This is a genomic window from Halomonas sp. MMSF_3323 (assembly GCF_030733595.1).
Classification (GTDB): Bacteria; Pseudomonadota; Gammaproteobacteria; order Pseudomonadales; family Halomonadaceae; genus Halomonas; species Halomonas litopenaei.
The window spans coordinates 1-13,322 of record NZ_JASHIT010000051.1; the positions used below are offsets into that span (position 1 = coordinate 1).

Below are 13,322 nucleotides of genomic sequence, written 5' to 3' on the forward strand. Positions count from 1 at the left end.
TAAGGTGGTGGTAGCAATGAGTCATAGCGATAGCGTACCTGATCGATCAGGTGTTGCACTTGCTCATTGAGACCGCCCAGCGACATCTCGCGCCTATCAGCGGCGAGTACCGATGTTTATTCCTCGCTGGGGACAGTGGCGGAAGCTAGCCGATACCTCACGCAATACTCACGATGAGCGGGGGGCACTAACATGGATTCACACATCAACGCATGCCTGCGGTGGTGATTCCATTCCAACGAGGATGACGAAAGCTGACCGGGATCAAGAGCCGCATGCTTTCACCTCTATTTTTCTTGATCCTTGGGTTACCCACAGGTTTTAGCCTGACATCAGGGCAGGGTAATTCAACATGAAAGGAGATCCGACCATGTGGGGCGACATGATGGCGTATATGGGGAATTACGGCTGGGGGCATATGCTCTTCGGCGGGCTCATGATGGTGTTGTTCTGGGGCGCCGTCATTGCCTTGGCCGTTCTCCTCGTGCGTGGCATGACCCGAGGCCGGGGCTAGGCCATGTCTCAACAGCGGCCAACGGCACTGGACCTTCTGCAAGAACGCTATGCCCGCGGCGAGATCGACCGCGAGGAATACGAGCAACGCAGGCGCGATCTTCTGCTTTGATCGCACCTCCTGATTATTGGATACGGCACTATTAGTTTCGACCCTATCGAGATAGGGCCACGAGGTTGAATCAAGACGCGGAAGCGACGGAGACGATTCCATGACGCAACACCAACACGACCATTGTCACGGGCATGCCTCGCACGAGGCACCGACACGAGGCAGCGGCGATACGGACCAACACACCGCCGGCAGCCAGGGTGGCGCCCAATACACCTGCCCGATGCACCCGGAGGTCGTCTCCGACCAGCCGGGTGACTGCCCCAAGTGCGGCATGCACCTCGTCCCCATGGGAAGTGACGACGCTCAGGCGCCTTCCGATCATGGTAAGCATGCCCCGTGCCACGGACATGGCACCGACCATGCAGTCAGCGAACCGGTGCGCGGCGGCAAGTACGACAAGGTGCCGGCTGGACATGCCGGCGCCGTCTACACCTGCCCGATGCACCCCGAGGTGCGCCAGACCACCCCCGGGGCCTGCCCGCTGTGCGGCATGGGGCTAGAGCTAGAATCGGCGGCCGTCGGCGATGAAGGGCCGAATCCCGAGCTGGTCGATTTTACCCGACGCTTCTGGGTCGCGGCCGTGCTCACGCTTCCGGTCCTGATTCTGACGATGAGCCCCTACCTGGGCCTCGGGGCCATTCGCGACTTCTTCGGTGAACGCAACGCGATGTGGATCGAGCTGGTGCTCAGCACGCCGGTCATCCTGTGGTCCGGCTGGCCGTTCTTCGTGCGCGGCTGGAATTCGTTCCGGACGATGAACCTCAACATGTTCAGCCTGATCGGCATGGGGGTCGGCGCTGCCTACCTGTTCTCGATCGTCGCGGTGCTGGCGCCCGGCATCTTTCCCGACGGGTTCCGCCGGGAAGACGGCTCCGTCGGAGTCTACTTCGAGGCCGCAGCGGTAATCGTAACCCTGGTCCTGCTAGGCCAGGTGATGGAGCTGCGCGCTCGCGAGGGCACCGGCAAGGCGATCCGGGCACTGCTCGACATGGCCGCCAAGACCGCGAGGGTGATCCGGCCCGACGGCAGCGAAGAGGAGATACCGCTGGAAGACGTGCAGGTCGGCGATCACCTGCGGGTGCGCCCCGGCGACAAGGTACCGGTGGACGGCATGGTGGTCGAGGGCCGCTCCTCGATCGACGAGTCGATGATCTCCGGCGAGCCGGTACCGGTGGAGAAGGTCCAAGGCGACCAGGTCACGGGGGCCACGATCAACGGCACCGGCAGCCTGGTCATGGAAGCCACCCGCGTCGGCGCCGACACCATGCTCAGCCAGATCGTCGAGATGGTGGCCGCTGCCCAGCGCTCGCGCGCACCGATTCAGAAATTCGCCGACAAGGTGGCGGGCAAGTTCGTGCCCGCGGTGATCGGCGTCGCCATTCTCTCCTTCATTAGCTGGGCGATCTGGGGTCCGGCGCCGGCGCTGTCCTATGCGCTGGTCTCGGCGGTGGCGGTGCTGATCATCGCCTGCCCCTGTGCGCTGGGCCTGGCCACGCCGATGTCGATCATGACGGCCACCGGGCGCGGCGCGCAGGCCGGCGTACTGATCAAGAATGCCGAGGCGCTGGAACGTTTCGCCAAGGTCGATACGCTGATGGTCGACAAGACCGGCACCCTGACCGAAGGCAAGCCGAAGCTGGTGGCGGTGCTGCCCGAGGAAGGGCATGACGAGGCCGAGGTGTTGCGCCTGGCGGCCAGCCTCGAGAAAGGCTCCGAGCACCCACTGGCCGAGGCCATCGTCGCCGGCGCCGAGGAGCGCGGCGTGTCCCTCGCCGATGCCACCGATTTCGAAGCCGTGACTGGCATGGGCGTCAAGGGGGTCGTGGACGGCAAGTCGGTGGCCCTCGGCAACGCCAAGCTGATGGCCGAACTGGGCCTCGATGGCGGCCGGATCTCCGAGACCGCGAACGCCCGCCGCGATGAAGGCGAAACGGTGATGTTCGTCGTGCTCGATGGCCAGATCGCCGGCCTGGTCAGCGTCGCCGACCCGGTGAAGGAGACCACCCCCGAGGCCCTGAAGGCGCTGCACAAACTTGGCTTTCGCATCATCATGGCCACCGGCGACAACGAGCGGACGGCCAAGGCGGTGGCCGGGCGACTGGGTATCGATGAGATCCGCGCCGACGTGCTGCCCGAGGACAAGGCCCGCATCATCCGCGAATTGCAGGAACAAGGCCGCAAGGTGGCCATGGCGGGCGACGGGGTGAACGACGCTCCCGCCCTGGCCCAGGCCGATGTGGGCATCGCCATGGGCACCGGCGCCGACGTGGCGATCGAAAGCGCCGGCTTCACGCTGGTCAAGGGCAACCTCGACGGCATCGTTCGGGCCCGCAAGTTGTCGCTGGCCACCATGCGCAACATCAAGCAGAACCTGTTCTTCGCCCTGGTCTACAACGGGGCCGGCGTACCGATCGCCGCCGGGATCCTCTATCCGTTCCTCGGCATCCTGATCGGGCCGATGTTCGCCGCCTTCGCGATGAGCGCGTCTTCGCTGTCGGTGGTGATGAATTCGCTGCGCCTGCGCCGGGTGAGGATTTGATCATGCATGACGAAAAGGGGTGGCTGGAGCGAGGACCCAGCAAAGGCAGCTTCTGGCTCATGGTGGCGATCGCCCTGGCGGTGATGGGCTTCCTGCTCTGGGAGGAGCACAAGGTGCACCTGCTCGGTGCCCTGCCCTGGGTGATCCTGCTCGCCTGCCCGCTGATGCATGTGTTCATGCACGGCGGGCATGGAGGCCATGGTGGGCATGGAGGCCATGGCGAGCATGACAATCACAAGGGAGGACGCGATGAGTGATGACGTACCCGCCTACGGGCTGTGGGGCCTGGTCATTCTCAACTCGGCGATCTTCATCTTCTTCGCCTTCAGTTTCTTCAAGCCGCAGACGCGCCGGGACTGGCGCTCGCTCGGGGCCTTCAGCGCCTTCCTGGTGGCGTTGTTCACGGAGATGTACGGCTTCCCGCTGACCCTCTACTTCCTCTCCGGCTGGCTGCAGTCGCGCTACCCGGAGGTGGACTGGTTCAGCCACGATGCGGGCCACCTGCTGGAGATGCTGTTCGGCTGGCAGGCCAACCCGCATTTCGGGCCGTTCCATCTGCTGAGCATGGTGTTCATCGCCGCGGGTTTCTGGCTCATCGCCGCCGGCTGGCGGTCACTCTATACCGCCCAGCGGCGGGGAGAACTGGCCACCACCGGGCTCTATGCCCATGTCCGGCATCCCCAGTACGCCGGCTTCGTGCTGGTGATGACCGGCTTCCTGCTGCAGTGGCCCACCCTGCTGACCCTGGTCATGTTCCCGGTATTGGTGTGGATGTACTCACGACTGGCGATCCACGAAGAGCGCGAGGTAGCGCGCCAGTTTGGCGACAAATGGCAGACCTACGCGGCCCGCACGCCACGCTTCATTCCGCACCTGCGGATGGCGAGTACGAGTGGCTGGCGCCTGTAAGGACAAAATCCCAGAGGTGCAGTCATGAAAAGCAGACGTTTTTCTCGTCGGCACGATCGTGGTCGTCAGCGACGACTCGCCCGGGGCTTCTTCTGCCCCTGCCACGGCTCCCAGTTCGACTTCGCCGGACGCGTGTTCAAGGCGGTGCCGGCGCCGATCAACCTGAAGGTTCCGCCGTACCGCTTCCTGTCCGAGTCCCGGATCGAGATCGGCGCCCACGACATCCTGACACTGAGAGGTATCCACTATGACCGCCAAAACATCCACCACCAAGCCACCCACGGCTCATAAAACCCCGCGCAAGCGCCAACCCACCGCCCCACCAGAGATGGACGCCCCGATGACCGCACCCGAGCCCGAAGAAGGCACCCTCCCGAGCCACCCGGCCACGGAGCTACTCGCCTATCAGACCGACCTGTGGCGACGCGGCGTACGCTACCTGGACACGCTGCGTGAGCGCGCGGACAACATGCTCGAGCATGAGCAGGCGGGCAAGCCGCCACTGCTCGACTTCGATTACGAGATGCTCGTGGATGGCCGTCGACTGGCGCGCCCCGCCAACTATGCCCTGCTGCGCATCACCCGGGTCGGCGAGGACTGCCTGGAGGACTGCCTCGACGAGACTAGGCCGCCGGTGATGATCGTCGACCCGCGTGCCGGCCACGGCCCAGGCATCGGCGGCTTCAAGCGCGACTCCGAGGTGGGCATGGCGCTCCACGAGGGACACCCGGTCTACTTCGTGATCTTCTTCCCCGAGCCCGTCCCCGGCCAGACACTGGAGGACGTGCTGCACGTCCTGCGCCGCTTCGTCGAGACGCTGGCCGAGCGCCACCCCGGCCAGCCGCCGGTGCTCTACGGTAACTGCCAGGCGGGCTGGGCCATCGCGCTGCTCTCCGCCGACTGCGAGGGTCTGGTCGGGCCGGCGGTGCTGAACGGCTCGCCGCTCTCCTACTGGTCCGGCGAATCCGGCGTCAATCCCATGCGCCTCGCCGGCGGCCTGCTGGGCGGTGCCTGGCTGACGCACCTGATGGCCGACCTGGGAGACGGGCGCTTCGACGGTGCGAACCTCGCCACCAACTTCGAAGCCCTCAAGCCGGCGAATACCCTGTGGCAGAAGGACTATCAGCTGTTCGCCGACATCGACGGCCAGCGCGAACGCTTCCTCGAGTTCGAGCGCTGGTGGACGGGGTTCTATAGCCTGAGCAAGGAAGAGATCGTTGCCATCGTCGAGAACTTCTTCGTTGGCAACAAGCTGGAGCGTGGCGAGCTCGAGCTCTGCCCCGGCTGTAGCGTCGACCTCAAGCGCATCCGCAACCCCCTGGTGATCTTCGCCTCCGGCGGCGACAACATCACCCCGCCCCATCAGGCGCTCAACTGGATCCCCGCGGTCTATCCCGATACCGCGGCACTCAAGGCCGCCGACCAGCGTATCGTCTACCTGCTCAATCCCCACGTCGGGCATCTGGGCATCTTCGTCTCCTCCAAGGTGGCGCGCCTCGAGCACCGAGCGATCCTCGAGAGCGTCGGCAATCTGAATGACCTGGCCCCTGGCCTCTACGAGATGCGCATCGACAACCCCACCGGCGACCCCGACTGTCACAAGCCCCAGTTCCAGGTGCGCTTCGAGGAGCGCCGCGTGGAAGACCTGGACTTTCCCGACCAGGCCCCGGCGTTCGAAGGGGTGCGAGCGCTCTCCGAGCACAATGTGGCCCTCTACGAGACCTTCGTCGGGCCCTGGGTGCGGTTTTACACCACCCCCTGGTCCGCCGAAGCGCTGCGACAACTACATCCGGCGCGGACCAGCCGGCTGATGTTCTCGGAACGCTTCTCCCCCTGGATGACCGGAGTGAAGTGGCTGGCCGAGATGGTGGAGACCGCGCCGGCGCCGGTCGATAGTGACACCCCCTATCGGCAATGGGAGACGCTGGTGAGCGACTCTATCGCCTCGACGCTGGAGCTGGCCGGCACGACCCGCGACAGCGTGTACGAGATGGGGTTTCACAGCCTCTACGGCGGGGGATGGTGGAGCGAGAACGAGTGACCCAGTCGAAGCCAACCCGGTTTACAGCCAATACCTATAGAGCAACCCACTAATGGAGAGCAATAAATGAAGATCGAGACCTTTCATGACCTGATCGACTGGACTCGCCAGCTGCATGCCCAGTTGGCCGAATGCTTCAGGCACTGTGCCACCCAGCAGGAGGAGGCACGGGCCAAATCGCTGCTGGAGTACCTCGCCGATCACGAGGCGGTCCTGGAGCACACCGTGGCCAGCTTCGAGAAGCAGGCCGACCCCAAGGCCCTGCACACGTGGGTTTACGACTATCTATCGCATGCGCCTATCAAACCCCATCAGGCGTGCAATTTGCCCTATGCCGAGATGGGCTTCGAAGACATCAGCCGGGAAGTCTTCTCGCTGCACGATCAGGTCATCGCGCTATACCGCTACCTGGAAGGACGCGCCGACATCCCCGAGGCTCGGGATCTCGTTCGCGAGCTCTTGAAGCTGGAGGAACACGAGGCGATGCGTCTGTCCCAACAGATCAACCGAGCCCGAGACCTGTAGCCAGGCGCTGAACAGGGATCACCTTTCGCCCCCGGAGAAGGAGGACTCGACGATGCCAAGCCGCCGATCGGCCATTCTGGTGGTCAACTGCGGGTCATCCAGCCTGAAGTTTGCCGTATTCGGTCTGACGGAAGGGCTCGCACGGCTGGTTTGGGGATCGGCCAGTGGGATCGGCACGTCACAAGGCCGGCTCCAGATGTCGAGTGCACAGGGAACGGTTGACGACCACCCCGCGCGACTGGCTGATCATGCCACCGCCATCGAGAAGGTCGACACCCTTCTTCAACAGCAGACAAGCCGACTGGACCTCGTCGGCATCGGGCACAGGGTGGTCCATGGTGGCCCCGATTGCGACTGCCCCCAAAGGATCGATGCCTCCCTGCTGGACCGGCTTCACGCTCTGGTGCCACTGGCTCCGCTGCACCTGCCACACAACCTGGCCGGCATCACCGCCATGCGCACGCAGTTCCCCGACGTGCCCCAACTCGCCTGCTTTGACACGGCGTTTCATCACGGCCTGCCCGCGGTCGCCCGGCACACCGGCCTGCCCCGGGAATACGCGGCCCAAGGGGTGCGTCGCTACGGTTTCCACGGCCTCTCCTACGAGTTCATCGTCGACGACCTGAGACGGCGCCACGGCCCCGCAGCGCTCGACGAACGACTGATCGTCGCACACCTGGGCAACGGGGCGTCGATGGCGGCGATCCGCCACGGGCGCAGCGTCGAGACCACGATGGGCTTCAGCGCCTTGGGCGGCATGCCCATGGGTACCCGCAGCGGCGATCTGGACCCCGGTATCCTGCTCTATTTGGCCGGTCATGACGGGCTCGATGCCGCAGAGATCGAGGAACTTCTCTATCGACGCTCGGGGCTGCTGGGGCTTTCCGGGGTGAGTGCCGACATGCGGGAACTCCTGACGCACCGCGAGGACACGCCGGAGGCCACGCAAGCCGTCGACTTCTTCTGCCATCGTGCCCGCCACTTCATCGGTGCCCTGAGCGCCGCGCTCGGCGGGCTGGACCGGCTGATCTTCACCGGCGGCATCGGCGCGAACTCACCGGCGATCCGGGCACAGATCTGCGCAGGAATGGGGTATCTCGGCATCACACTGGAGGAAGGACGCAACCGCACGCCCGGGCCGGTGATTTCCGCCGACGAGGGCCCGGTCCGGGTAGAGGCCGTGGCCACCGATGAAGAACGGATGATCGCCCGGCACGTGCAGCGCACATTAACCAACACCCAGGAGGTGACATGACCCAGATGGCAACGCCAGTGGCCCTTGCGACGCTCGATGACCTGATTCAGCAGGCCGGTGGCGGTGACCCGATCCGCGTCGCCGTGGTCAATGCGGCCCAGGCGGCGGTGCTGGAGACGCTTCGCGAGGCGGCGAGGCGACGCATCGCCGAGCCGGTGCTCATCGGCCGCCCCGCCGAGGTCGTCGAGGCCGCCGCGGCGATCGGGTGGGACCTCGATCCACAAGCGATGATCGAGGCCGATTCGGATGTGGAGGCCGCCCGCATCGGGGTGGAGCTCGTGCAGGCCGGACGCGCGGATGCGCTGATGAAAGGGCACCTCCACACCGATACCTTCATGCATGCCCTGCTGGGCAATGGCCTGCGACAGCCCGGCCGGCGAGTGAGCCACGTCTTTTTGGTGGACGTGCCCGACTGCCCACGCCTGCTGGCCGTGACCGATGCGGCCGTGAACATTACCCCCGACCTCAATGCCAAGGCGCAGATTCTCCAGAACGCCATCGAGCTGATGCACATGATCGGGCTCGAGCGGCCACATGCCGCGGTCATTTCCGCCGTGGAAACGGTCAATCCGGCCATCGTCTCTACCCTGGATGCGGCCTGCCTGACCCTGATGGCCCGCCGCGGCCAGATTGCCGGCGCCGAGGTCGACGGGCCACTGGCCTTCGACAACGCCATCTCGGAACGGGCCGCGCGCGAAAAGGGCATCGACTCCCCGGTGGCGGGGAAGGCCGACATCCTGCTCATGCCGGATCTGGTGTCAGGCAACGTGTTGGCCAAGAACCTCGAGTACCATGCCGGCGCCACGGCGGCCGGGGTGGTCATGGGGCTGACGGTGCCGGCGGTACTGAGTTCCCGGGCCGACCCGCCCGAGGCGCGCCTGGCCGGACTGGCCGTGGCGGCGCTGATGTACCGCGCGGGGATCCGCCTGCCCGTGCCCTCCCCTGACGAAGCGGAATCCACCTTCTGCTGTTCCCCGCAACCCGAGTCGGCCTGCTGCCCCAGGGAGGTGCGCTGATGGACACCACGACCCGAACCACCACCCGAGCCACCATCGACGGGACGACAGCGAGCCCACCGGCGACGACCACCGACGCGCGCCTGCACGCCATGATGAGCCTCTTCACAGGGGGGCTGTCACCGACCGCCGTCCAGCAGGCCTGGTGGGACTGGGCGCAACACCTGCTGCTGTCACCGGACAAGCAGACGGAACTCGTCGGCAAGGCCCTGCGCAAGTGGCAACGTTTCGGCAGCTACTGCGAGCGCGCCGGCCAGGCGCCGTGTGAGCCCTGCATCGAGCCGCTGCCCCAGGACAAACGCTTTCGCGACGAGGCCTGGCAGCGCTGGCCCTTCAACATGCTCTATCAGGGCTTCCTGCTGCAGCAGCAGTGGTGGCATGTGGCCACCACCGGCGTACCGGGCGTCTCGCGCCACCATGAGGCGATGGTGAATTTCGGCGCGCGGCAGATGCTCGACATCTGGTCGCCGTCAAACTTCCTCGCCACCAACCCCGAACTGCAGGAGCAGACGCGGCGCGAGGGTGGCGCCAACCTGGCCCGTGGTGCCTCCAATCTGCTGGAGGACTGGCAGCGACGCCAGGCCGGCGAAGGGCCGGTGGGGGTCGAAGCGTATCGGGTCGGCCGAGACGTGGCGGTGACGCCTGGCAAGGTGGTCTACCGCAACCGGCTCATCGAGCTGATCCAGTACGCGCCCACCACCCAGGAGGTCCATGCCGAACCGGTGCTGATCGTGCCGGCCTGGATCATGAAGTACTACATCCTCGACCTCTCCCCGGAGAACTCCCTGATCCGCTACCTGGTGGCCCAGGGCCATACGGTGTTCGTCGTCTCCTGGAAGAACCCGGGCAGCGAGGAGCGGGACCTGGGCATGGCCGACTACCGGCGGCTGGGGGTCATGGCGGCCCTCGACGCGGTCACGGCCATCTGCCCGCAGCAGCGTGTCCACGGCGTGGGCTATTGCCTGGGCGGGACGCTGCTGTCGATTGCCGCGGCCGCCATGGGCCGGGACGGTGACAATCGCCTGGCCAGCCTGACGCTGCTCGCCGCGCAGACCGACTTCAGCGAGGCCGGTGAGCTGATGCTGTTCATCGACGAGGATCAGGTGCGTTTCCTCGAGGACCTCATGGCCGTCAGGGGCTATCTGGACACCCGGCAGATGGCCGGCGCCTTCCAGCTGCTGCGTTCCCAGGACCTGATCTGGTCGAGGATGGTGCGCAGTTATCTCGCCGGCGAACGTCCGCCCATGTTCGACCTGATGGCCTGGAACGCCGACGGCACCCGCATGCCGGCGCGCATGCACAGCGAGTACCTCCGGTGGCTGTTCCTCGACAACGACCTCGCCGGTGGGCGCTACCGGGTGGACGGACGGCCCGTATCGCTGACCGACATCGAGATTCCCGTGTTCGCCGTCAGCACGCTCAAGGATCATGTCGCCCCCTGGCGCTCCGTCTACAAGGTCCAGTGGCTGACGCCGGCGGACGTCACCTTCGTGCTCTCCAGCGGCGGGCACAACGCCGGCATCGTCAACCCGCCCGGTGATTCCCGCCGCTTCCACCAGATCTCGACCATCCAGGCTGAGGACCCCTTCATGGATCCGGATGGCTGGCAGGCCACTGCCGCGCATCATGACGGCTCCTGGTGGCCCTGCTGGCAGGGCTGGCTGGAAGGTCACAGTACCCAGCGCATACCCGCTCGGGAGCCGGGGGTGACCAGAGGCTATCCAGCGCTGGACGAAGCGCCAGGGCGTTATGTACTGGAGTAATGAGCCCGTCCTGCGGGCCTGCTAGAGGAAGCGGTGCAACTGTAACCGCGAATTGACCCGAATGCGTAGCTCTCCATGAGCTGCCGAGCTGTGCCACTCAATGAGGTAACATCATGAAAGCACTCGTCTATCACGGACCGGGCCAGCGACGCTGGGAGGAAAAGCCGCGCCCGAGCATGACCAAGCCCACGGACGCGGTAGTGCGCATCACCCATACCACTATCTGCGGCACCGACTTGCACATCCTCAAGGGCGACGTGCCCGCCGTGGAGGATGGTCGTACCCTCGGCCACGAGGGCGTCGGCGTCGTCGAGGAAGTCGGCGACGGCGTCAGCCATATTCAGGTCGGCGATGAGGTGCTAATTTCCTGCATCACCTCCTGTGGCCGCTGCGACTATTGCAAGCGGGGTCTCTATGCCCACTGCCGCGACGGCGGCTGGATCCTCGGTCATCTGATCGACGGCACCCAAGCCGAGTACGTGCGTATCCCGCACGCGGACAACAGCCTGCACCGCTTGCCTAAGGACATGGACCGCGCCGCGGCGGTGATGCTCAGTGACATTCTGCCTACCGGCCATGAGATCGGCGCCTTGAACGGCGAGGTAGGGCTCGGCGACACGGTGGCCATTGTCGGCGCGGGGCCCATCGGCCTGGCGGCCCTGATGACCTCGCGCTTCTATTCTCCCGCACGGATTATCATGATCGACCCCGACGAGAACCGTCTGGCCATGGCCAAGCAGCTCGGCGCCACCGACACCATCGCCCGGGATCCACTCGACGCTATCGACGAGCTGACCGGTGGCGAAGGCGTGGACGTCGCCATGGAAGCAGTGGGAATCCCCGAGACCTTCGATATCTGCCAGCGCATCGTGCGCCCGGGGGGGCATATCGCCAATATCGGCGTGCACGGCAAGAGCGTCGAGTTCCGCCTGCAGGATCTCTGGATCAAGAATGTCACGGTGCGTACTGGCCTAGTGAACACCAACACGACCCCGGTGCTAATGCGCATCGTCGAGGCCGGTGGCGTCGAGCCCGCAGGTTTGGTGACCCACCGCTTCAAGCTCGACGACATCGAGAAGGCCTACGACGTGTTTTCCCGGGCATCGAAGGAGCAGGCCATCAAGATGCTATTGACGGCCGAGTAACCGATCCGGGGGGATGCGATGGGCGCCACCTGGGCCAAGGACTTCGCCCGCCACAATACCTGCGTCGCGGCCATCGCCCGGGGGTTTTACCGGGCCATGGTGGAGGCGATGCCCGACAAGGTCCTCGACAAGCTGCGGGCCCAGATCCCGGAGAGACGGCTGGCCCCAAAGGGGTCGCACACTCGGTACAGTTCATCTTCGATAACGACTACATCAATGGCCGCATCCTGGAGCTAGATGACGGGCTGCATGTGTAGACGGGGGACGCAGCCCGTATGCACCGTTCTGAATAATGACAAGGGGCGAACCGCGATGAACCATGAACGAGTGGAACAGAAGTCTTTCGTGGATCCGGTATGTGGCATGGCAATCAGCTTCAAGACCGCCGCCACGGGGAGTGAATACCAGGGCAAGCGCTATTACTTCTGTTCGCCGGCCTGCCGCGACCAATTCGAAGCGAACCCCGAGCGCTACGTTAGGGGACACCGCCAGCATGGGTTGAGACGTGAGTGAGCGTAGAGGGCCTTCATCCTGACCCAGACCTCGGTCGTCCCGGCCCCGCGCATCGGCCACGGGCGCATCCCCCTGCACGACCCCCCGACTGCTGCAACTGCACCTGCCTACACTGCCTGTGCAAGCGGCATATCATCTTGGAGACTCTCGCAGCGCGGCAGAAGACCTTGGGCACTGGACACCGGAAGTGACGGAGAATGCACATGGAATACCTCAACTTGAATGACCGCAAGGGCCTGGTGGTGGGCGTGGCCAACGATCAGAGTCTGGCCTGGTCGGCTGCCCAGCACTTCCGCAATGCCGGTGCGGAGTTGGCGCTCACCTATCTCAACGACAAGGCTCGCCCCCATGTCGAGCCACTGGCCCGGGAAGTGGACGCCGGGCTGTTTCTCCCCTGTGACGTGACGGTACCAGGACAGCTGGAGGCAGTGTTCGACGCCATCCGCCAGCGGTGGGGGCGGCTGGACTTCCTCCTGCATGCCATCGCCTGGGCACGCAAGGAGGAGCTGCACGGACGCCTCACGGACTGCTCGGCCGAAGGCTTCACCGAGTCGATGCTCATTTCCTGTCACTCGCTGATCCGCATGGCCCAGCTGTCCGAGCCGTTGATGGACCGGGGCGGCAGCCTCATGACCCTGAGCTACGTCGGCGCCGAGAAGGTCGTCGACCACTACAACGTCATGGGTCCGGTCAAGGCCGCGCTGGAGGCCTCGGTACGCTACCTGGCTCACGAGCTGGGCCCGCGGAATATCCGTGTCAACGCGATCTCTGCGGGGGCGGTGGCGACCCGGGCCGCCTCCGGCATCGAGCATTTCGATGAGCTACTCCATGAGTCCGTCAAGCGGTCACCGCTGCGCCGCACCGTAGAAGCCGATGAGGTCGGTCGCGCCGCCCTGGTGCTGGCCAGCGACTACACCAGCGGCATTACCGGCGAAGTGCTCCACGTCGATGCCGGCTTTCATATCGCCGGTATGGTCTTTCACTAGTG

13 protein-coding genes and 1 pseudogene are annotated in these 13,322 nt (G+C 65.2%); all 14 read left to right on the forward strand.

Features of this window, described 5'->3' with window-relative positions; genetic code table 11:
- Positions 1–352: 352 nt before the first annotated feature.
- The 14 genes and pseudogenes from RBB39_RS20370 (at position 353) to fabI (ending at position 13,320) form a co-directional block, all read left to right on the forward strand.
- Positions 353–514, forward strand: a complete 162-nt coding sequence (locus RBB39_RS20370; protein WP_306169366.1) for a hypothetical protein — start codon at positions 353–355, stop codon at positions 512–514.
- A 3-nt stretch (positions 515–517) separates the two neighbouring features.
- Positions 518–625, forward strand: a complete 108-nt coding sequence (locus tag RBB39_RS22825) for an SHOCT domain-containing protein (protein ID WP_371931886.1) — start codon at positions 518–520, stop codon at positions 623–625.
- 100 nt (positions 626–725) lie between these two features.
- Positions 726–3,167, forward strand: a complete 2,442-nt coding sequence (locus RBB39_RS20375) for a copper-translocating P-type ATPase (protein WP_253028371.1) — start codon at positions 726–728, stop codon at positions 3,165–3,167.
- A 2-nt stretch (positions 3,168–3,169) separates the two neighbouring features.
- Entirely contained in the window at positions 3,170–3,424 is a 255-nt protein-coding gene (locus tag RBB39_RS20380) for a DUF2933 domain-containing protein (protein ID WP_045995007.1), read from the forward strand.
- Positions 3,417–4,076 carry an isoprenylcysteine carboxylmethyltransferase family protein gene (locus RBB39_RS20385; RefSeq protein WP_045995008.1) on the forward strand — a complete coding sequence of 220 codons (660 nt, stop codon included), beginning with the start codon at positions 3,417–3,419 and terminating at the stop codon, positions 4,074–4,076. Before RBB39_RS20380 ends, RBB39_RS20385 begins: the two co-directional genes overlap by 8 nt.
- An 84-nt stretch (positions 4,077–4,160) precedes the next feature.
- Positions 4,161–4,367, forward strand: a pseudogene (locus RBB39_RS20390) (hypothetical protein); the annotation flags it as partial.
- Positions 4,368–4,416: 49 nt separating this feature from the next.
- Positions 4,417–6,117: a DUF3141 domain-containing protein gene (locus RBB39_RS20395; protein ID WP_204249009.1), complete on the forward strand. Its 1,701-nt coding sequence runs from the start codon at positions 4,417–4,419 to the stop codon at positions 6,115–6,117.
- A gap of 66 nt (positions 6,118–6,183) precedes the next feature.
- Positions 6,184–6,642 carry a hypothetical protein gene (locus tag RBB39_RS20400; protein WP_045995010.1) on the forward strand — a complete coding sequence of 153 codons (459 nt, stop codon included), beginning with the start codon at positions 6,184–6,186 and terminating at the stop codon, positions 6,640–6,642.
- Between the two features lie 52 nt (positions 6,643–6,694).
- On the forward strand, positions 6,695–7,897 hold the full coding sequence (locus tag RBB39_RS20405) for an acetate/propionate family kinase (protein ID WP_023004660.1): 1,203 nt from the start codon (positions 6,695–6,697) through the stop codon (positions 7,895–7,897).
- Positions 7,894–8,913, forward strand: a complete 1,020-nt coding sequence (locus tag RBB39_RS20410; protein ID WP_204249010.1) for a bifunctional enoyl-CoA hydratase/phosphate acetyltransferase — start codon at positions 7,894–7,896, stop codon at positions 8,911–8,913. The genes RBB39_RS20405 and RBB39_RS20410 overlap by 4 nt, the downstream gene beginning before the upstream one ends.
- Entirely contained in the window at positions 8,913–10,676 is a 1,764-nt protein-coding gene (locus tag RBB39_RS20415) for an alpha/beta hydrolase (RefSeq protein ID WP_045995011.1), read from the forward strand. Before RBB39_RS20410 ends, RBB39_RS20415 begins: the two co-directional genes overlap by 1 nt.
- Before the next feature lie 113 nt (positions 10,677–10,789).
- Complete coding sequence (locus RBB39_RS20420) at positions 10,790–11,821, forward strand: zinc-dependent alcohol dehydrogenase family protein (RefSeq protein ID WP_045995012.1); 1,032 nt, start codon at positions 10,790–10,792, stop codon at positions 11,819–11,821.
- 312 nt (positions 11,822–12,133) lie between these two features.
- On the forward strand, positions 12,134–12,334 hold the full coding sequence (locus tag RBB39_RS20425) for a YHS domain-containing protein (RefSeq protein ID WP_045995028.1): 201 nt from the start codon (positions 12,134–12,136) through the stop codon (positions 12,332–12,334).
- 203 nt (positions 12,335–12,537) lie between these two features.
- Positions 12,538–13,320, forward strand: a complete 783-nt coding sequence (fabI, locus tag RBB39_RS20430; protein ID WP_045995014.1) for an enoyl-ACP reductase FabI — start codon at positions 12,538–12,540, stop codon at positions 13,318–13,320.
- The last annotated feature ends 2 nt before the right edge of the window (positions 13,321–13,322 follow it).

Coding starts and splice junctions, on each gene's coding strand:
- RBB39_RS20405 (WP_023004660.1), top strand. CDS start 6,695: ATGCCAAGCCGCCGATCGGCCATTCTGGTGGTCAACTGCGGGTCATCC.
- RBB39_RS20385 (WP_045995008.1), top strand. CDS start 3,417: ATGAGTGATGACGTACCCGCCTACGGGCTGTGGGGCCTGGTCATTCTC.
- fabI (WP_045995014.1), top strand. CDS start 12,538: ATGGAATACCTCAACTTGAATGACCGCAAGGGCCTGGTGGTGGGCGTG.
- RBB39_RS20420 (WP_045995012.1), top strand. CDS start 10,790: ATGAAAGCACTCGTCTATCACGGACCGGGCCAGCGACGCTGGGAGGAA.
- RBB39_RS20400 (WP_045995010.1), top strand. CDS start 6,184: ATGAAGATCGAGACCTTTCATGACCTGATCGACTGGACTCGCCAGCTG.
- RBB39_RS20395 (WP_204249009.1), top strand. CDS start 4,417: ATGACCGCACCCGAGCCCGAAGAAGGCACCCTCCCGAGCCACCCGGCC.
- RBB39_RS22825 (WP_371931886.1), top strand. CDS start 518: ATGTCTCAACAGCGGCCAACGGCACTGGACCTTCTGCAAGAACGCTAT.
- RBB39_RS20415 (WP_045995011.1), top strand. CDS start 8,913: ATGGACACCACGACCCGAACCACCACCCGAGCCACCATCGACGGGACG.
- RBB39_RS20410 (WP_204249010.1), top strand. CDS start 7,894: ATGACCCAGATGGCAACGCCAGTGGCCCTTGCGACGCTCGATGACCTG.
- RBB39_RS20370 (WP_306169366.1), top strand. CDS start 353: ATGAAAGGAGATCCGACCATGTGGGGCGACATGATGGCGTATATGGGG.
- RBB39_RS20425 (WP_045995028.1), top strand. CDS start 12,134: ATGAACCATGAACGAGTGGAACAGAAGTCTTTCGTGGATCCGGTATGT.
- RBB39_RS20375 (WP_253028371.1), top strand. CDS start 726: ATGACGCAACACCAACACGACCATTGTCACGGGCATGCCTCGCACGAG.
- RBB39_RS20380 (WP_045995007.1), top strand. CDS start 3,170: ATGCATGACGAAAAGGGGTGGCTGGAGCGAGGACCCAGCAAAGGCAGC.